The sequence below is a fragment of the Aliarcobacter skirrowii CCUG 10374 genome (assembly GCF_003544835.1).
Taxonomy (GTDB): Bacteria; Campylobacterota; Campylobacteria; order Campylobacterales; family Arcobacteraceae; genus Aliarcobacter; species Aliarcobacter skirrowii.
Genome location: NZ_CP032099.1, coordinates 1,771,328 through 1,789,765, shown reverse-complemented (window position 1 = coordinate 1,789,765; position 18,438 = coordinate 1,771,328). Strand labels below are relative to the sequence as shown.

The following is an 18,438-nucleotide window of genomic DNA, read 5'->3' as shown; positions in this document are numbered from 1 at the left end:
CTATTATATTATATTTAGCCTTTTTGGGTTAAACTAAATAAAATATTGAATAAAACAAAAGGGAATAAAAATGTGTAAAGATTGCGGTTGTACAATAGCAGGACAAGAACATAATCATCATGAACATGAGCATCATCATTCAAACGAAAATCATCATTCGCATATAAATGAGAATATTCATCATAATCCTCAATTAAATGATGCAAAAACAATTTCGGTAATTCAAAAAATTTTAGATAAAAATGATCATGAAGCAAGACATAATAGAGCTCATTTTGATAATCATAAAGTTTTAGGAATAAATCTTATGTCAAGTCCTGGAAGTGGAAAAACTACACTTTTAGAGAATTTAGTAGATATTGCTGATTTTAAATTTGCAGTTGTAGAGGGTGATTTAGAGACTTCAAGAGATGCAGATAGATTAAAAGCAAAAGGAATAGATGCAGTTCAAATACAAACAGGAAGTGCTTGTCATTTAGATGCATTTATGGTTCATAAAGGTTTGCATAACTTATCTTTAGAGAATATCGATGTCTGTTTTGTGGAAAATGTAGGAAATCTTGTATGTCCAGCATCTTATGATGTAGGAACTCATTTAAACATTGTTTTAGTTTCAGTTCCAGAAGGTGAAGATAAAATAGCAAAATATCCAGTTATGTTTAGAAGTGCTGATTTAATACTTTTTACAAAAACTGATTTGCTTCCATATTTTGAATATGATATAGAAAAAGAGAAAACAGAAGCTAGAAAACTAAAACCAAATGTAGATATTTTGGAAGTTTCTATAAAAGATAAACAATCACTTCAAAATGTTGTTGATTGGATTAATTTTAAAAGAAAAATGCGATGATATTTGTAAAATCAATTTCATTCATTTAGGCTTCACGATGGGTACCCAAAAATCAAAGATTTTTACCCTTGCGTTGCAGAATCATTCATAAAATTGTTTTACAAATAATAGATAAAAGGAAAAATTGTATGTGTTTATCAATACCATCAAAAATAAAAAGTATAGACCCTGAGATGAATACTTGCGTAGTTGATACTATGGGAGTAGAAAGAAGTGCTAGTTTAGATTTAATAGATGAAGAGGTAAAAGTAGGAGATTATGTTTTAATTCATATTGGTTTTGCTATGAATAAAATAGATGAAGAGTATGCCCTAGAATCACTAAAGCTTTATGAAAAGATAATAGAAGAGATTGAGCAAGAGGATAGGTTAGCAGAAATTGAAGAGTCTCAAAATTGTCAAAACAGATAGTATCATGGAAAAAGAGTTACAACTAAAAGATTTATATGATGGCTTTCGTGATGCTAAAACTATAAAAGCATATAAAAAATTAATAGATGAAGATTTAAAAGATTATGATAAAACTATAAATATTATGGAAGTTTGTGGAGGGCATACTCATACTATTATGAAGTATGGAATACCACAACTAATAAATAAAAAAATAAATTTTATTCATGGACCTGGTTGTCCTGTTTGTGTTATGCCAAAAGATAGAATAGATAGTGCTTATATTTTAAGTTTACAAAAAGATCTGATACTTGTAACACTTGGAGATATGATAAAAGTTCCAGGAAGTAAAGGGAGTTTACAAAAAGCAAGAAGCCAAGGTGCTGATGTGAGATTTGTTTATTCTCCAATGGATTGTTTAAAAATAGCAGATGAGAACAAAGATAAAATAGTAGTCTTTTTTGCAATAGGTTTTGAAACAACAACTCCAATGACATGTGCTTTATTAGAACAAGTGATAAAACAAGATATAAAAAATATTCTATTTTCTATAAATCATATAACAGTTCCAGAGGTTATGAGAGTTTTAGTAGAAGATAAAAACTGCAAAATAGATGCTTTTTTAGGACCATCTCATGTAAGTGTTATTAGTGGAAGCAAAATATATGAAGAGTTCCCAAAAAATTATAATAAACCAGTTGTTGTAAGTGGATTTGAACCAGTTGATGTTATGCAAAGTATCTCAATGATAGTAAAACAGTTCAAAGAAAAAAGAGCTAATTTGGAAATCGAGTATAAAAGAGTTGTATCTTATGATGGAAATCTAAAAGCTCAAGAGCTTATAAACAGATACTTTAAAAAAGTTCCTTTTAAATTTAGAGGAATAGGTGAGGTTGAAAATAGTGGTTATGAACTAAAAGATGAGTTTGATAAATATAATGCAAAAATAGTTTATAAAGATATATTACCAACACAAGAAGTAAAAGAGAATAAAGCTTGTAAATGTCCTGAGATTTTAAAAGGTGTTGCAAAACCAACTGATTGCAAAATCTTTGGAACTGTGTGTACTCCAACAAATCCTATTGGTTCTTGTATGGTGAGCTCAGAGGGTGCTTGTAGTGCTTATTATAAATATGGGAATTTACTATAAAGAGATAACATGGATATAGAACAAATAAAACAAAGAATACAAAAGTTTAGTGATGATAGAAATTGGGATGAATTTCACAATCCTAAATATCCAATTGAGACATCTCAAAGTGGAAGTAAAAAGTATAGTAAAAGTAGGGAAAACAGATAAATGACAAAAACAATAACATTAGCACACGGAAATGGTGGAGTTGAAAATAGTGAGTTAATAAAAGAGGTTTTTTATAAAGCTTTTAAAAATGAGATTTTAGAAAAGAGTGAAGATGCAGCAGTTATTCAAAATGGAACATTAGCATTTAGTACAGATAGTTTTACAGTTACTCCTCTTTTTTTTAATGGAGCAAATATAGGAAAACTTGCCATTTGTGGAACTTGCAACGATTTAGCAATGATGGGAGCAAAACCAAAATATCTTACTTGTTCAGTTATCATAGAAGAGGGATTTGAAGTAGAACAGCTTGAAATTATTGTAAACTCTATGAAAGAAGAGTTAGCAAAAAATGAAGCGATAATTGTAAGTGGTGATACAAAAGTAGTTCCAAAAGGTGCTGTTGATAAGATTTTTATAAATACAACTGGTATTGGAGAAGTTCTTTATAGTGGAATTAGCTCAAACAATATTACACAAGATGACTTAATTCTTGTAAGCCGTGACATAGGAGCTCATGGAGCTACAATATTTACTGCACGTGAAGGTATAGATATGAACTCAAATTTAAAAAGTGACTGTAGCTCTTTATATCCTTTAGTAAAAGCCTTGATAGATGCTAACATTAAAATAACAGCTCTTAGAGATGCTACAAGAGGAGGAGTGAGTGCTGTATTAAACGAATGGGCGAAGCAATCAAATATTTGTATAGAAGTAGAAGAAGAACAAATTCCTATTAGTGATGAGGTAAAAGGAATTTGTGAAATGCTTGGATTTGAAGCTACAAATTTAGCAAATGAAGGAACATTTTTACTCGCAATTTCAAAAGATGATGCTACAAAAGCTATTGAAGTTTTACATACTTTTCCTGAAGCTTCAAACGCTTCTATTATTGGAAAAGTAACTTCTCAATACCCACAAAAAGTTATTTTAAATAGTTCTTGGGGAACAAAAAGATTTTTAGATACACCAACTGGTGAACTGCTTCCAAGGATTTGTTAATTGCTTACTTTTGAATGATAGATTTAAAAAGGAGACTATTATGCACGAATACTCAATTGTTCAATCACTACTAGAGAGTTGCGAAGAACACGCAAAGTCAAATGATGCAAAAAAAGTTACAAAAGTAGTTGTAAAAATTGGAGTTTTAAGTGGAGTTGAGCCAGAACTTCTTCAAACAGCTTTTGATACTTTTAAAGAGAAAACTATTTGTGAGAGTGCAGAATTTTCAATAAATATTCAAAAAGTTGAGATTTTTTGTAATAGATGCAATGCTAATTCAACGTTACAAAAAAATGAGTTTGCTTGCCCAAAATGCCAAAGTGTTGATTTAAAAGTAACAGATGGTGAAGATATGTATCTTATGAGTTTGGAATTAGAGTAATCTAGTTCTAAAACTATATAAGAAACTATAAAATTTATATTCTATAAAGTAAAGCCAATTATAATCAGCAAAAAATAAAAAGGATAAGCCATGAAAAAAGTAATTTCAGCTTTAGCATTAACAGCTCTTTTTGCAAATGCACATTTTTTAACTCTTCTTCCAACTAGTGATAATATCGAAGATAAAAAAGATGCAAATATCAAAATAGAGGCTATGTTTATTCACCCTTTTGAACAAAGTGGTATGAATATGGAGAAACCAAAAGGTATTTTTGTAAATAACAGTAAAAACTCTCTACCTTTAAAAGAGAGAAAAAAGTTTGAACACAAAGCTTGGGAAACTTCATATTCAATAGATAAACCAGCAGTTTATAAGTTTTTTGTACAACCTGAGCCTTATTTTGAAGAGTCAGAAGGTTTATTTATAAGCCATGTTCCAAAAGTGATAGTTAGTGCTTTTGGTGTTGAAGATGGATGGGATGAGCCAATTGGTTTAAAATATGAGATAGTTCCACTTACAAAACCTTTTGCTCTTTATGCTGGAAATATTTTTCAAGGTATAGTTTTAAAAGATGGAAAACCACAAGCAAATGTTGAGGTAGAAGTTGAACTTTATAATGAGTTTGATTTAAAAGCTCCAACATCTTCACATATTACTCAAAGTATTAAAACAGATAAAAATGGAGTTTTCTCTTTTGTGATGAATCATAAAGGTTGGTGGGGATTTGCAGCACTTATTGAAGAGGGAGAAAAAGAGCTAAATGGTAAAAAATACCCTATTGAAAATGGTGCATTACTTTGGTTAAAAGCTTACTAAAATGCATATTAGTGATGGTATTTTAACTCTTGAAGTTACAGTAGTTTCGACTACTGTTGCTACTTTATTTTTAATATACTCTTTTAAAAATTTATCAAATGATAAAATAGCACTAGCGTCTGCTTTTAGTGCTCTTTTTTTTGTAGCTTCATTTATTCATATACCCTTTGGATTTACTCAAATTCATCTAATGCTTTTAGGTTTTATTGGAATTTTTTTGGGAAGTGTTGCAATATTTTCTATATCTTTGGCACTTATTTTACAAGCTTTGCTTTTGGGGTACGGAGGAGTTAGCTCTTTAGGAGCAAATGTTTTAATAATAGCAATTCCCGCATATTTTGTATTTTTATTATTTAAAATTAATATTTTAAAAAAGTTAAATGAAAAAATAAAGTTTTTTATAATTGGATTTAGTGGAGTTTTTTTATCAGCTATTATGATGTTTATTCTTTTGGTTTTTTCAAAACAAGAGTATAAAAATGCAGCATATTCAATAGTTCTTGTAAATATTCCAACAATGATTTTAGAAGGGTTAATTACACTTTTTTTGTTTTTATATATAAAAAAAACAATGCCAAATTTATTTAAAGGATTAAATATATGAGATTTTTTTTGATTTTATTTTTACCAATATTTCTATTCGCTCACAAGGTGAATCTATTTTTAGACTTAAAAGATGATAATCTTTATATCAACTCATATTTTGCAAATGCTAAGCCATGCAAGAGTTGTAAATTTAAAATTGAATCAGATGGTTTAGTTTTTGAAAGTAGATTAGATGAAAATGGTGAGTATAACTATAAAAGCTCAAATGATTTTTTCAAGGTTACAGTTGATGCAGGAAGTTCGCACTTTGTTAGCAAAGATATAAAAGTTTTAAAAAAGATTGCTGAAGTTGAAAATAAAGAAAAAATAGAAGAAGATAAAAAAATTAAAGAGTTATTAGAAGAGAATACTTTTTTAAAAAACAGAATAGAGGTTTTAGAAACACAACTAAACTATTTTGAGATATTTAAAATAGCTTTTGGATTGATTTTGATAGCTTTTATATTTTTAATAATAAAAAGAGTTAAAAGTTGAGTTTAAATCCAGCTATCTCTTTGTTGAGTGCAGTTGGATTTAGTTTGATTTTGAGTTTCTCAAAATTTGAACTATTTTTTATACTTCCTCTGATTTTTCTTATATATTTAAACTATAAAAATATTTTAAATATTTTAAGAAAACTACTATTTTTAAACTTTTTTGTGCTTGTATTAACTCTTTTTTTATATTTTGAAACTAATATAAATGAAGCTTTAAATCTCTTTTTAAAAGTAAATTTCATACTTTTATTTAATCTTTTACTATTTTACTCTTCAAATGGTTTTGATATTGTAAAAGCTTTTATGATTTTAAAATTTCCTAAAAAGTTTAATTCTACTTTATATTTTACTGTTAAATCTATTTTTGATTTAAATATGGAGTTTAAAAATATAAAAGAGTCTTTAAAGGCCAGAAACTTTAAAGCAAAAACAGATATTTTTACATATAAAACCTACGGAAATATTTTTGGAATACTATTTTTAAAAACTATTAAAAATAGTGAAAAACTAAAAGATAGTTTTAAAGCAAGAGGTTTTAAAGGTGAAATTTTTATAAATTATGAAAATAGTTTTAGTTTAGTTGATTCTATTTTGATATTTTTAATATCAATTATAATTTTTTTAAAGGTAGTTTTATGAGTTGTTCAATAAATTTAAAAGATATTTCATATAAAAAAGATGAGAAGATTTTATTTGAAAATGTAAGTTTTGATTTAGGACACAAAGAGAAAATTGCTATTATTGGTAAAAATGGAGTTGGAAAATCAACACTTCTTAAAATAATAGCTGGTTTAAAAAATCAAAACAGTGGAACAATAGATATTTTTCATAATAAAATCAACAAAAAAGAGGATTATGAAAAATATAGAGATGAAATAGCATATTTACCTCAAGATATAGATAACTTTTTTTTGTCTATTACTGTAATTGAAGATGTTATGTTCTCTTTATTGGCTTTGGGAGTAAAAAAAGCTGAAGCATATAAAAAAAGCTTAGATATCTTAAAAAGCTTAGATATTTTGCATTTAGAAAATAGAGTAATTTATGATTTAAGTGGTGGAGAGAAAAAACTCGTAGCTTTAGCAGCTATTTTAATAAAAGAGCCAAAAATATTACTTCTTGATGAGCCAACAAATAACTTAGATGATGATGGTGAAAAAAAGCTTATTGATATTTTAAAAAGTATAGAAAAATCAATGATAATTGTATCTCATCAAAAAACCTTTATAGATAGCTTAGTTGAAAAGATTTATATATTAGAAGAGAAAACTTTAAAAGTTTACTAATATAATACTTGACAAACATTGACTCAATAAGCTATAATTCTTTAGCAGTTTAAACATTAGAGTGCTAAAAGATAGAGAGGTTAATTTTGTTAGATAAAAAAGAGTTTTTATTACAATCAATTATAAAAGCATATATCGAACATTTAGAACCAATTGGTTCAACTCAATTAAAATCTATGTACGATCTAGAGTACTCAACTGCTACAATCAGAGGTTATTTTAAAAAATTAGTAGATGAGGGTTTTTTAGCTCAAGAGCACATAAGTAGTGGAAGAACTCCTACAAATGAAGCTTTAAAACAGTATTGGATAGATAGACTTAATTTCTCGCTTGGTGGAGTTAATATCAAAGCGATAGAAGAGATGTCAAAAAGAGTTGGTCTTTGTGTTTTTCTAAAAAGAGATAACAGTGATATTTTAAAAAATTTAATAAATGTTGAAAATAGATACATAATCTTAGAGTTTTCAAGTTTTGCAGTTACTATAAAATATAGTAGTGCACTTTTTAAATTTTTAGGTGATTTTGTACAGATTTCTTTAAATGATATTTTAAAAGTATCAAAAGAGGTTGGAGCTTATGAACTTTATACAAATATCAATGATAGTTTACAAAGTAAAGATTTAAAAATTTTTAACTATAAAGAGTTTTTATCACTAGCTTTAGAAAAAGATTTTGATGAGTTCACGATAAATAGATTTTTAAAAGGAACTATTTTGGATGAGTTAAAAGAGGGCTTATATTTTGATGGTTTTCTACCTCAAAACTATATAGCAATATGTAAATTGTGCAAAATAGACAATGAAGAGACAAAAATGTTTGTCATTGGTGAATTATCAAAAGATTATGAATATTTTTTTAAACAAATTATAAATTTTTAAGGAGAAAAAATGAGCGAAAACAAAAATGAAGAGCTTTTAAAAGAAGAGAATAATATTGAGTGTAATCAACAAGAAATTGATGATAAAAATGATTGTTGTGAAAAAAAAGATGAGTGTTGTTCTGGTGAAAAAAAAGAGGATAGCTTAGAAGATGTTATAGCTAGGCTTGAAGATGAGTTAAAACAGAGTGAAGATAAATTTTTAAGAGTACATGCAGATTTTGAAAATATTAAAAAAAGATTAGAAAGAGAGAAATATCAAGCAATTGATTATGCAAGTGAAAAGTTTGCAAAAGATCTGTTAACTCCTCTTGATACTTTAGAGATGGCATTAGCATCTGCTAATGCAAATATTAGTGCCGAAGAGTTACTTCCAAAACTAAAAGAGGGAATTGAACTTACAATTAAAAGTTTTATAACAACTTTTGAAAAGCACAATATTACAAAAATAGATACAGATGGTGAGTTTGATCCAAATGTTCACAATGCAGTTATGCAAGTTGATAGCCCTGAGCACACATCTGGACAAATTGTAAATGAGTTACAAAAAGGTTATATGTTAAAAGATAGATTGCTTAGACCTTCAATGGTTAGCATAGCAAACTAAAAATTTGACCGAAAAGTCATTAAACTATAGAATTTAAGATTATTTACGAATTTAAAAAGAAAATTTAATAAAAGGAAGAAAAAATGAGTAAAGTTATTGGTATAGATTTAGGAACAACAAACTCTTGTGTTGCAGTTTATGAAAATGGTGAAGCAAAAATTATTCCAAACAAAGAGGGTAAAAATACTACTCCATCAATAGTTGCATTTACAGATAAAGGTGAAATTTTAGTTGGAGATCCAGCAAAAAGACAAGCTATTACAAACCCTGAAAAAACAATTTATTCTATTAAAAGAATTATGGGTCTTATGATGAATGAGCCAAATGCAAAAGAGGCTCAAGGTAAAGTTGGATATAAAATTGTAGATAGAAATGGAGCAGCAGCAGTTGAGATTGCTGGAAAAGTTTATACTCCTCAAGAGATTTCAGCAAAAATTTTAGGAAAATTAAAGGCTGATGCTGAAGAGTATTTAGGTTCAAAAGTTACAGATGCAGTTATAACTGTACCTGCATATTTTAATGATGCACAAAGAAAAGCGACTCAAGAAGCTGGAACAATTGCAGGTCTTAATGTATTAAGAATTATCAATGAGCCAACAGCAGCATCACTTGCTTATGGACTTGATAAAAAAGGTGAAGAGAAAGTTTTAGTTTATGATTTAGGTGGAGGAACTTTTGACGTTACAGTTCTAGAGATTGGTGATGGAACATTTGAAGTATTAAGTACAGATGGAAATGCATTCTTAGGTGGAGATGATTTTGATAATGCAATTATTGATTGGCTTGCAAAAGAGTTCAAAGATGAGAATGGATTTGATATTAAAAATGACAAAATGGCACTTCAAAGATTAAAAGATGCTGCTGAAAATGCTAAAAAAGAGCTAAGTAGTGCTGAAAGTACAGAGATTAACTTACCATTTATCTCTATGGGAAATGCAGGACCAGTTCACTTAGTTAAATCTCTAACAAGAGCAAAATTTGAGTCAATGACTGAACATTTAATCAATGAGACTTTAGGTCACATCAAAACAGCTTTAAAAGATGCAAATTTAGATAAAGGTGAAATTGATGAGATTATCATGGTTGGTGGATCTACAAGATTACCAAAAGCAAATCAAGTTGTAAGAGATTTCTTTGGAAAAGATTTAAACAAAGGTGTAAATCCAGATGAAGTTGTTGCTGCTGGAGCTGCTGTTCAAGCTGGAGTTTTAAGAGGTGATGTTAAAGATGTTCTTTTATTAGATGTTACGCCACTTTCTTTGGGAATTGAGACTTTAGGTGGAGTTATGACAAAACTTATTGAAAAAGGAACAACAATTCCAGTTAAAAAATCTCAAGTTTTCTCAACAGCTGATGATAATCAACCAGCAGTTTCTATTCATGTTTGCCAAGGAGAAAGAGAGTTTGCAAAAGATAATAAATCTTTAGGTATGTTTGAATTATCAGATATTCCAGCAGCTCCAAGAGGTGTTCCTCAAATTGAAGTAACATTTGATATTGATGCAAACGGTGTTTTAAATGTAAGTGCAAAAGATAAAGGTACTGGAAAAGAGAATAAAATTACAATCTCTGGAAGCTCTGGATTAAGTGATGATGAGATTGCAAAAATGGTAGCTGAAGCTGAAGCAAATAAAGAGACAGATGCTAAGAAAAAAGCTTTAATTGAAGTTAGAAATCAAGCAGATGCTATGCTTCACTCTACAAGAAAAACTTTAGAAGAGAATGAAAATGCAATTAGCGAAGATGAGAAAAAAGCTATTATTGATGCAGCAGCAGATTTGGAAGAGACTTTAAAAGATGAAAATGCTACAAAAGAGCAAATTGAAGAGAAGTTAAAAGTTTTAACTGAAAAATCTCATAAATTAGCAGAAGCTATGTATAAAAAAGATGGTGAGCAAGGACAAGGTGGACAAGCAAACCAACAAGCAAAAAAAGATGACGATGTTATCGATGCAGAGGTAGAGTAAAACTCTACCTTGATGCTTATGAGAAATTTAAACTTAATAGCTCTTATTTTTATATCTCTGTTTTTTATCTCTTGTTCTCAAAAAGAGATAAGTTTTCAAAAAACACCATTTTCAAAAATTGATGGTTTTTTTGATGATGACTTAGAACTTGCCTTTGAAGTATTTAAAAAAGATTGTGAAAAATCACAAATAAATCCAAAATTTACAAATGTTTGTAAACTCTCAGAAAATTATAACAATGCCCAGAAGTTTTTTACTGAAAATTTTGAAGCCTATACTATTGTTGATAGAGATAAAAACAAACAAGGTTTAATTACAGGATATTATGAACCACTCTTAAAAGGTAGTTTTGAAAAAACTTCAAGATATAAATATCCAGTTTATGGTTTACCCCAAGATTTAGTAATTTCAGATGATAGTAAATTAAAAGATTATAGAAATGTAGGAAGAGTTGAGAACAATAGATTAACCCCATACTATACAAGAGCCCAAATAGAGTCAAAAGTGAGCAAAAGTTTAGAACCAATACTTTATGTAGATAATAAAATTGATCTATTTTTTCTTCAAATTCAAGGAAGTGGAAGAGTTGAATTAGAGGATAAAACTTTGATAAATTTAGCTTGGGTTGGTCAAAATGGAAGAGCCTATAAATCTATTGGTAAATATTTGGTAGAAAATGGAATTTTTACTCTTGAAGAGATTGATGGTATAAAAATAAAAGAGTATTTAAATGAAAACCCACAAAAAGTTGATGAGATTTTAAATATAAATGAGAGTTATATATTTTTTAAAATATCACCAAACATAGCAACAGGAGCTTTAAATACAGTTTTAACACCAAAAAGAAATATTGCTGTTGATAGAAGATTTATTGAACTTGGAACTCCTATTTTTATAAAAACAACAAATCCAGTAACAAAAGAGCCTATAAAAAAACTCGTAGTTGCTGCTGATGTAGGTGGTGCAATAAAGGGTGAAATTAGAGCTGATTTTTATTGGGGATTTGGAGAAGAGGCTAGTTTAAACTCTCACAAAATGAGAGAATATGGTGAAATAATAGTTTTAGAACCAAAAAAATAGTTTAGTGTAGTTTCCTACACTAAACCAAACTAGCTATTTACTTTTTTTAATAGCTTTTTTTATCAAACTTTGTTTGTTTTTAAGTCTCTTTGCTCTTTTTTTATCTTTTTTAGATGTTTTTTTAAGTTCAGACTTTAGTTTTGAATTTTTTGATTTTAATTCATCAACAAGTTTTTTAGACTCTTTTTTTTGTGATTTGCTTAGCTCATCTTTTTTTGTAAGCTTTACAAGCTCTTTAATTGCTTTTGTAGTTTTCATTTTATACTCCATATTATATTTTTGTTTACAAAACTTAGTAAACTACCTTCTTTGCACCATTTTATAAAAAATAATACTGAAGATAGGTACATCCTACAGAAGCAACTCTTAGTTTAAGCTTACTTGTTAATATAAAACTCAATTTACATACAGCAGCCATTTCCACAACAAGATTTTATTGGTTCATCTTTGTAAACTTTAATTACAAAATTATTAAGCATCTCTTGAAGCTCAAATGAGTGTTTTTTGCAAAAAGTTCTATTCATAATATTTTTTATCTCAATAGCTTTTTCTAAAGCCACATCTTTTGAACTAAATGTAAGATTATTTTGTAGTGAACTTTTATAAAAGCAGTCACATCTATCTTGAATAACAATTTTATACATAAATATCCTTTTAAAAGCAAAACTCTAGCAAAAAATAGGTAAAATATTAGACTAATTTTTTACGGGGGCTTAAATGCATATTACAAATCTTATATCACAATACTTTGGGAAGTTTGCAAAAAAAGAGTTTCCAAGACCTATTCAAAAATTTATCAATAGTTCTTATGCAAAATTGATGAAGCTAGATTTAAAAGAGTTTAAAAATGCAAAACATTATAAATCATTAAATGAGCTTTTTACAAGAGAGTTTATAATACAAAGAGATTTTGATAAAACTTCTAATATTTTTATATCACCAACAGATAGTTTAATTACTCAATGTGGAAAATTAAATAAAGATATTGCACTTCAAATTAAAGGGATGCAATATAGTGTTGAAGAGCTTTTAACTTACTATTGTAGTGAAAATTTTCAAAGAGTAGAAAATGGTGATTTTATGAACTTTTATCTATCACCAAAAGATTATCACAGATATCACGCTCCAATTGATTTTAAATTAAAAAAACTAATACATGTTCCTGGAAAACTATATCCAGTTAATTTAAAATACCTAAACAAAGAGTTTGAACTTTTTGTTCAAAACGAAAGAGTTATTTTAGAGTGCGAATCAAATAGTAAAATCTTTTATATGGTCTTTGTAGGTGCACTAAATGTTGGTCAAATGGTTTTTGAGTTTGAAAAGCAAGTTGAAACAAATCGTGATACAAAAGAGATAAAAGTTTATAACTATGACAACATTGAATTTTCAAAAGGTGACTGCTTAGGTTACTTTAAGATGGGTTCAACGGTTGTTATGCTTTGGGAAAAAGATTTTGTAAATTTAGAAGATTTATTAAATCAAGATGTAAAGTTTGGTCAAAAAATTGCAAACTTTTAATCTTTTATATCTATTATTAATAATAAGTTCAAGTTTATCAATAATATTTATATATTTGTACATAAAATCTTTATTGAATACAAAAAATGTATGCAATAAAGTTATTGTAGATGCAAAAAAAGAGGTAGAAGAGAGACTTTATAAAGATGAGCTTACATCTTTACAAAATAGAAAAGCTCTTGAAGATAGTATAAGAGATCAAGAGTCAGTTGTTGTAATTCTTTTAGATTTAGATGCTTTTGAAGATTTAAATGAGATTTATGGTTTTATAAATGCTGAATTAGTTTTGGTTGAAATAGGAAAAATATTAAAAGAGTTTGAGATAAATTATGAAGTAACTGCTTATAGATTAAGTGGAGATATTTTTGCTTTAGCAAATACAAAGAATATGGCTATTGAAGATATTTTTATTTTAATAGAAAAACTTAATCAAACATTTTTAAATAGAAAAATATATGTTGAAAAATTAAAAGATAATATAACAATCTCTATGACTCTTGGAGTCTCAATTTTCCAAGATGAACCAATAATAACAGCTGCAATGGCTTTAAAAAAAGCGAAATCATTAAATCAAAGTTATTTTATATACAACAATGAACTTGATTCAAAAGAGTTGATTATTCAATCTTTATATTGGAGAGAGAAGATTAAAAAAGCTGTAGAAGAGAATAGAATAGTTCCATATTATCAAGCAATATTTGATAAAGATAAAAATATTAAAAAATATGAAACTCTTATGCGAATTGAAGATAAAGATGAAGACAATCTTCCTATAATAGTAACACCTGATAAATTTTTAGGTATATCATTTAAAACAAAGCAGTATCTACAACTTTCTAAAATTGTAATATCAAGAAGTTTGGATAATCTTTTAAAAACTGATAAACAAATTACAATTAATCTTAGTTTCAAAGATATTTTAAACTATGAATTTGTAGATTATTTAGAAGATAAACTTTTAAGTTTAGAACAAAGTGTTAGACAAAGATTGGTTTTTGAAATTTTAGAGAGTGAAACTGTAAGTGATTATGATTTTTTAGAGGAGTTTGTTTTAAAATATAAAGATTTGGGTGTAAAAATAGCTATTGATGATTTTGGAAGTGGTTACTCAAATTTTTTAAGAATTATTAGAATAAAACCTCACTATGTAAAAATAGATGGAAGCTTAATAAAAAACATAAATGTAGATCAAAACTCTTATGAGATTGTAAAATCAATAATAGCATTTTGTAAAACTTTAAATATAAAAACAGTTGCTGAGTTTGTTCATAGTGAAGAGATTTTTGATATTTTAATTAATTTAGAGGTAGATGAGTTCCAAGGATTCTATTTGGCAAGACCTGAGCCAATTTTTAACTAATTTAAATATATACAAAAGAAACTTTATGTAGAATTTAAAAAAATTAAGGAGATAAAATGTCAACAACTACAAAAATAGCTGAATTTGATTTAGCAGGAACAAAAAAAGGAAAAATAACAGTTTCAAATGTAAGTGAGCCTTATGGAGCAAATACTGCTGATATAGTAAGTATTGGAATCTCTTTAACAGGTGAAGATGTTCAATGGAAATCTCATATTCCATACGATAATATTGATGAGGTTATTTTAGCTTTACAAAAAGCAAAAGAGTTAAAAAAGTAGAGCTAAGTTTTTTATTGTGATATAATTTGCTTTATTTTAAAAAAGGGTGATTATGTCACAGCTGCAAATAATAGGAAGAGTAGAGCCTATATCTATTTTGGATTTAGAACTTTTTGATTTAGATGCAAAAATTGATACAGGAGCTTACTCAAACTCACTTCACTGCGATGATATCTTTGTAGATGATTCTAATTTTGTACACTTTAGACTACTAGATAAAATTCATCCCTCTTATCATAATAAAAGAGTAAAAATGCCACTTTTCAAAATAAAAAGTGTTAAAAGTTCAAATGGAGTTGTTCAAACTAGAGCCTCTATAAAAGTTAAAGTTGAATTTGCTGGAAAAATCTATCAAACAGTAGTATCACTAACTTCAAGAGCAGATATGAAATACCCTATGCTAATAGGTAGAAAGTTTTTGCAAAATCGTTTTTTAGTTGATGTTTCAAAAAAAAATATATTAAAATAGGAAACTATAATGTTAATTTATATCTTGTCAAGAAATGAGAATCTTTATTCGACAAAAAGATTGTATGAAGAGGTTTTGAATAAAGGTTGGGAAGCAAGAGTTATTGATTATTTAAAATGTACAATTGAGATTATGAAAAATGAGCTTGTTGTAAATTATGAAGGAGAGGTTTTAAAAGTTCCAGATGCAATAATTCCAAGAATTGGAGCAAGTAGAACATTTTTTGGTGCAGCAATAGTAAGACACTTTGAGATGCAAGATGTATTTTCAACAACTGGAAATTTAGCACTTACAAGAAGTAGAGATAAGTTAAGAAGTCTTCAAGTTCTATCAAAAAATGGTGTTGATTTACCAAGAACAGTTTTTGCATCAAATAAATCAAATGCAAAAGATGTAATAGCTTTAAGCGGTGGAACACCTTTGGTTTTAAAAATTTTAGAAGGGACACAAGGGGTTGGAGTTGTTTTAGTAGATAGTAAAAAAGCTGCAAAATCTGTTCTTGATGCTTTTTATGGAATGGATGTAAATTTGCTTGTTCAAGAGTATATTGAAGAGGCAAATGGAAGTGATATTAGAGTATTTATAGTTGGTGGAGAGGTCGTTGCTGCAATGAGAAGGCAAGGAGCTGAAGGTGACTTTAGATCAAATCTTCATCAAGGTGGAAATGCCTCTATTTATAAATTAAATAGAAAAGAAAAAACTACAGCACTTGCAGCTGCTAGAGCTATGGGACTTGGAGTTTGTGGTGTTGATATGATAATTTCAAAAAGAGGACCTTTGGTTATGGAGGTAAACTCAAGTCCTGGACTTGAAGGAATTGAGAAGTCAACAAATATTAATGTAGCTCAGAAAATTATAGATTATATTCAAAATAGCGTAAATCCAACTACTACAGATAATCAAAAAAGAAAAAAATTAAAAAAAGATAGTATTGGTGCATAATTAAAAGTTATAATTCTTAAAGCAAATTGTTTACTATTATTTAATATAATATAAACTATTTTTAAAAAAGGATTATAAATGATTAAAATTTTTATTTTTGCACTACTTTCTTTAATCTCTTTAAATGCATATGAAAAGTTAAATATTGATAATTTTGATGAAAAAATTAAGGGTAAAAATGCAATTATTGATTTTTATGCCTCTTGGTGTCCACCTTGTAAAATATTAGCAGTAAATTTAGAAGATTTCGAAATTATAAAACCTGATAATGTAGAGATTTTTAAGGTTAATATTGAAGATGAACTAGTTTTAGCAAAAAGATATGGAGTAAAAAAATTACCAACTTTAATATACTTTAAAGATGGTAAACCAATTAAAGAGTATGTTGGAATAAAAACACCTCAAGAGCTTTTAGAGAGTTCAAAAATAGATTTTAAGTAGGATAGAAAATGAAAAAAATATTTCTCTTTTTAGCACTTTTTGTCTACTCTTTTTCACTAGATTTTGAAAATAGAGTTTTAGAACCAGAAGAGGCTTTTAAAGTAAATTTTGTACAAAATGAAGATAACTTAGTTATAAAATTAGAGTTAGGAAAAGATATATATTTATATGATGATAAACTCCAAATAAATATTACAAAACCAAAAAAAGTTGAACTTTTAAAAGAGTTAGAACTTCCAAAACCAGTTGTTTATGATGATTTTATTGTTCATTTTGATGATTTAAATATAAATATTTCATATAGTTTATTAAAATCAAAACTAGATTCAAATAAGTATGAAATTGAGTTTAAATTTCAAGGTTGCTCAAAAGCAGGGCTTTGTTATGCTCCTATGAGTGAAAAAACTATTATTGATTTAAATAATGTAGTTGTTCAAACTTTAGAGGATAACTTAAATAAAAGAGACGAAAAACCAGTTTTAAAAGAAGTTTTAGAAAATGAAAATTTAAGTGAAACAGACTCAATAGCAACTGTTTTAAAAGATTCTAGCACAATTCTTGTTCTTGCAACATTTTTTGGATTTGGTCTTTTATTAGCATTTACCCCTTGTGTTTTTCCTATGATTCCAATTTTGTCTTCTATTATTGTTAAAGCTTCTCAAAATGAGAGTATGAGTGCCAAAAAAGGCTTTTTAATGTCTTTTGTTTATGTTTTAGCTATGAGTTTTGCATATTCATTAGCAGGAGTTATTGCAGGAATTTTTGGTGCAAACTTACAAGCTAGTTTACAAAATCCTTATGTCTTGGTAGTTTTTGCACTTATATTTATAGCTCTTGCTTTTTCAATGTTTGGATATTTTGAAATAAGACTTCCAGCATCTTTACAAACAAAGATAAATAAAACAACTGATGGTAAAGAGAAGCAAGGAATGTTAGGAATTGCTATTATGGGATTTTTATCAGCACTTATTGTTGGTCCTTGTGTTGCTCCTCCACTTGCAGGAGCATTAGTTTATATAGGACAAACAGGAGATGCACTTCTTGGTGGATTGGCACTTTTTGTAATGAGTTTAGGAATGGGAGTTCCCCTTCTTTTAATAGGAGCTGGAGCTGGTAAATTTATGCCAAAGCCAGGTGGTTGGATGCAAGGTGTTACAAAAATATTTGGAATAGTGATGTTAGCAGTTGCTATTTGGCTACTTGAAAGAGTTATTAATCCAAGTATAACTATATATTTATGGGCACTTTTATTTTTAGGAACTGGTATTTATTTAAAAATATATACGCATTTAATCTTTGAGTTAATAAGATTAGTTATAACAATTATTGGAGTGATTTTACTTGTAGGTGCTATTAGTGGTGCTACAAATGTTTTAAAACCACTTGAAAAGTTTACAAGTAATAAATCTTTTGTAAAAGAAGATGAGCTTAAATTTATAAAAATAAAAAATATAAAAGAGCTTGAAGATGCAATTTTAAAATCTTCAAACCCTATAATGCTTGATTTTTGGGCAACTTGGTGTGTCTCATGCAAAGAGTTAGATGAGATTACTTTTAAAAATGATGAGGTTATTAAAAGACTTCAAAATTTTACACTTTTAAAAGTTGATGTTACACAAAATAGTGATGATGATAAGGCAATTCAAAAAAGATTTGGAGTTGTTGGACCACCTGCGTTAATATTTTGGGATGAGAATAAACAAGAGGTAAAAAGTGCAAAGATTGTTGGATATAAAAATCCAAAAGAGTTTTTAGAAATCTTAGATAAAAACTTCAAGAATTAAATATC

At 27.8% G+C, this 18,438-nt stretch carries 24 protein-coding genes; 22 read left to right on the top strand and 2 right to left on the bottom strand.

The window, feature by feature from the left end; translation table 11 throughout:
* Window positions 1-70: 70 nt before the first annotated feature.
* From hypB to mltA, 15 genes are all read left to right on the top strand, one after another.
* A complete protein-coding gene (gene hypB / locus ASKIR_RS09340; protein ID WP_066351551.1) occupies window positions 71-850 on the top strand; it encodes a hydrogenase nickel incorporation protein HypB in 780 nt (259 codons plus the stop codon).
* Between the two features lie 128 nt (window positions 851-978).
* Window positions 979-1,260 (top strand): HypC/HybG/HupF family hydrogenase formation chaperone, encoded by a 282-nt coding sequence (locus ASKIR_RS09335; RefSeq protein ID WP_066351549.1) that lies wholly within the window; start codon window positions 979-981, stop codon window positions 1,258-1,260.
* Between the two features lie 4 nt (window positions 1,261-1,264).
* Window positions 1,265-2,389: a hydrogenase formation protein HypD gene (gene hypD / locus ASKIR_RS09330; protein WP_066351547.1), complete on the top strand. Its 1,125-nt coding sequence runs from the start codon at window positions 1,265-1,267 to the stop codon at window positions 2,387-2,389.
* 9 nt (window positions 2,390-2,398) lie between these two features.
* Entirely contained in the window at window positions 2,399-2,539 is a 141-nt protein-coding gene (locus ASKIR_RS10315; protein WP_164698892.1) for a nucleoside triphosphate pyrophosphohydrolase family protein, read from the top strand.
* Window positions 2,540-3,538, top strand: a complete 999-nt coding sequence (hypE, locus tag ASKIR_RS09325; protein WP_066351544.1) for a hydrogenase expression/formation protein HypE — start codon at window positions 2,540-2,542, stop codon at window positions 3,536-3,538.
* Window positions 3,539-3,578: 40 nt separating this feature from the next.
* A complete protein-coding gene (gene hypA, locus ASKIR_RS09320; RefSeq protein ID WP_066351542.1) occupies window positions 3,579-3,920 on the top strand; it encodes a hydrogenase/urease nickel incorporation protein HypA in 342 nt (113 codons plus the stop codon).
* A gap of 90 nt (window positions 3,921-4,010) precedes the next feature.
* Window positions 4,011-4,736, top strand: coding sequence for a DUF4198 domain-containing protein (locus ASKIR_RS09315; RefSeq protein WP_066351536.1), 726 nt, complete (start codon window positions 4,011-4,013; stop codon window positions 4,734-4,736).
* Between the two features lies 1 nt (window position 4,737).
* Complete coding sequence (locus ASKIR_RS09310) at window positions 4,738-5,340, top strand: CbiM family transporter (RefSeq protein WP_066351535.1); 603 nt, start codon at window positions 4,738-4,740, stop codon at window positions 5,338-5,340.
* Window positions 5,337-5,816 (top strand): hypothetical protein, encoded by a 480-nt coding sequence (locus ASKIR_RS09305; RefSeq protein WP_066351533.1) that lies wholly within the window; start codon window positions 5,337-5,339, stop codon window positions 5,814-5,816. The genes ASKIR_RS09310 and ASKIR_RS09305 overlap by 4 nt, the downstream gene beginning before the upstream one ends.
* Window positions 5,813-6,457 carry an energy-coupling factor transporter transmembrane component T family protein gene (locus ASKIR_RS09300; protein ID WP_066351531.1) on the top strand — a complete coding sequence of 215 codons (645 nt, stop codon included), beginning with the start codon at window positions 5,813-5,815 and terminating at the stop codon, window positions 6,455-6,457. The genes ASKIR_RS09305 and ASKIR_RS09300 overlap by 4 nt, the downstream gene beginning before the upstream one ends.
* On the top strand, window positions 6,454-7,104 hold the full coding sequence (locus ASKIR_RS09295; protein WP_066351524.1) for an energy-coupling factor ABC transporter ATP-binding protein: 651 nt from the start codon (window positions 6,454-6,456) through the stop codon (window positions 7,102-7,104). The genes ASKIR_RS09300 and ASKIR_RS09295 overlap by 4 nt, the downstream gene beginning before the upstream one ends.
* An 86-nt stretch (window positions 7,105-7,190) precedes the next feature.
* Complete coding sequence (locus ASKIR_RS09290; protein WP_066162040.1) at window positions 7,191-7,982, top strand: heat-shock protein; 792 nt, start codon at window positions 7,191-7,193, stop codon at window positions 7,980-7,982.
* A gap of 9 nt (window positions 7,983-7,991) precedes the next feature.
* Window positions 7,992-8,588 carry a nucleotide exchange factor GrpE gene (gene grpE / locus ASKIR_RS09285; RefSeq protein ID WP_066162037.1) on the top strand — a complete coding sequence of 199 codons (597 nt, stop codon included), beginning with the start codon at window positions 7,992-7,994 and terminating at the stop codon, window positions 8,586-8,588.
* An 83-nt stretch (window positions 8,589-8,671) separates the two neighbouring features.
* Window positions 8,672-10,555 carry a molecular chaperone DnaK gene (gene dnaK, locus ASKIR_RS09280; RefSeq protein WP_115588107.1) on the top strand — a complete coding sequence of 628 codons (1,884 nt, stop codon included), beginning with the start codon at window positions 8,672-8,674 and terminating at the stop codon, window positions 10,553-10,555.
* An 18-nt stretch (window positions 10,556-10,573) separates the two neighbouring features.
* On the top strand, window positions 10,574-11,635 hold the full coding sequence (gene mltA, locus ASKIR_RS09275; RefSeq protein ID WP_066351603.1) for a murein transglycosylase A: 1,062 nt from the start codon (window positions 10,574-10,576) through the stop codon (window positions 11,633-11,635).
* 33 nt (window positions 11,636-11,668) lie between these two features.
* On the opposite strand, the gene ASKIR_RS09270 is transcribed toward mltA, so the two are convergent.
* Both ASKIR_RS09270 and ASKIR_RS09265 read right to left on the bottom strand, forming a co-directional pair.
* Window positions 11,669-11,893: a hypothetical protein gene (locus ASKIR_RS09270; RefSeq protein WP_066162030.1), complete on the bottom strand. Its 225-nt coding sequence runs from the start codon at window positions 11,891-11,893 to the stop codon at window positions 11,669-11,671.
* A gap of 143 nt (window positions 11,894-12,036) precedes the next feature.
* Complete coding sequence (locus ASKIR_RS09265) at window positions 12,037-12,279, bottom strand: hypothetical protein (protein WP_066162027.1); 243 nt, start codon at window positions 12,277-12,279, stop codon at window positions 12,037-12,039.
* Between the two features lie 73 nt (window positions 12,280-12,352).
* On the opposite strand from ASKIR_RS09265, the gene ASKIR_RS09260 reads away from it, so the two are divergent.
* The 7 genes from ASKIR_RS09260 to dsbD all read left to right on the top strand — a co-directional run bounded on the left by ASKIR_RS09260 (window position 12,353) and on the right by dsbD (window position 18,433).
* Window positions 12,353-13,156, top strand: a complete 804-nt coding sequence (locus ASKIR_RS09260; protein ID WP_066162024.1) for a phosphatidylserine decarboxylase — start codon at window positions 12,353-12,355, stop codon at window positions 13,154-13,156.
* Entirely contained in the window at window positions 13,131-14,516 is a 1,386-nt protein-coding gene (locus tag ASKIR_RS09255) for an EAL domain-containing protein (protein WP_174694316.1), read from the top strand. The genes ASKIR_RS09260 and ASKIR_RS09255 overlap by 26 nt, the downstream gene beginning before the upstream one ends.
* Before the next feature lie 56 nt (window positions 14,517-14,572).
* Window positions 14,573-14,797, top strand: coding sequence for a hypothetical protein (locus ASKIR_RS09250; RefSeq protein ID WP_066351514.1), 225 nt, complete (start codon window positions 14,573-14,575; stop codon window positions 14,795-14,797).
* A gap of 52 nt (window positions 14,798-14,849) precedes the next feature.
* The gene (locus ASKIR_RS09245; protein WP_066162014.1) at window positions 14,850-15,266 is read left to right on the top strand and encodes an ATP-dependent zinc protease family protein; all 417 of its coding nucleotides are present in this window, start codon (window positions 14,850-14,852) and stop codon (window positions 15,264-15,266) included.
* A 9-nt stretch (window positions 15,267-15,275) separates the two neighbouring features.
* Window positions 15,276-16,208, top strand: coding sequence for a 30S ribosomal protein S6--L-glutamate ligase (gene rimK, locus ASKIR_RS09240; protein WP_115588110.1), 933 nt, complete (start codon window positions 15,276-15,278; stop codon window positions 16,206-16,208).
* A 78-nt stretch (window positions 16,209-16,286) separates the two neighbouring features.
* Complete coding sequence (locus tag ASKIR_RS09235; RefSeq protein ID WP_066162008.1) at window positions 16,287-16,649, top strand: thioredoxin family protein; 363 nt, start codon at window positions 16,287-16,289, stop codon at window positions 16,647-16,649.
* Between the two features lie 8 nt (window positions 16,650-16,657).
* On the top strand, window positions 16,658-18,433 hold the full coding sequence (gene dsbD, locus ASKIR_RS09230; protein WP_115588111.1) for a protein-disulfide reductase DsbD: 1,776 nt from the start codon (window positions 16,658-16,660) through the stop codon (window positions 18,431-18,433).
* Window positions 18,434-18,438 lie beyond the last annotated feature (5 nt).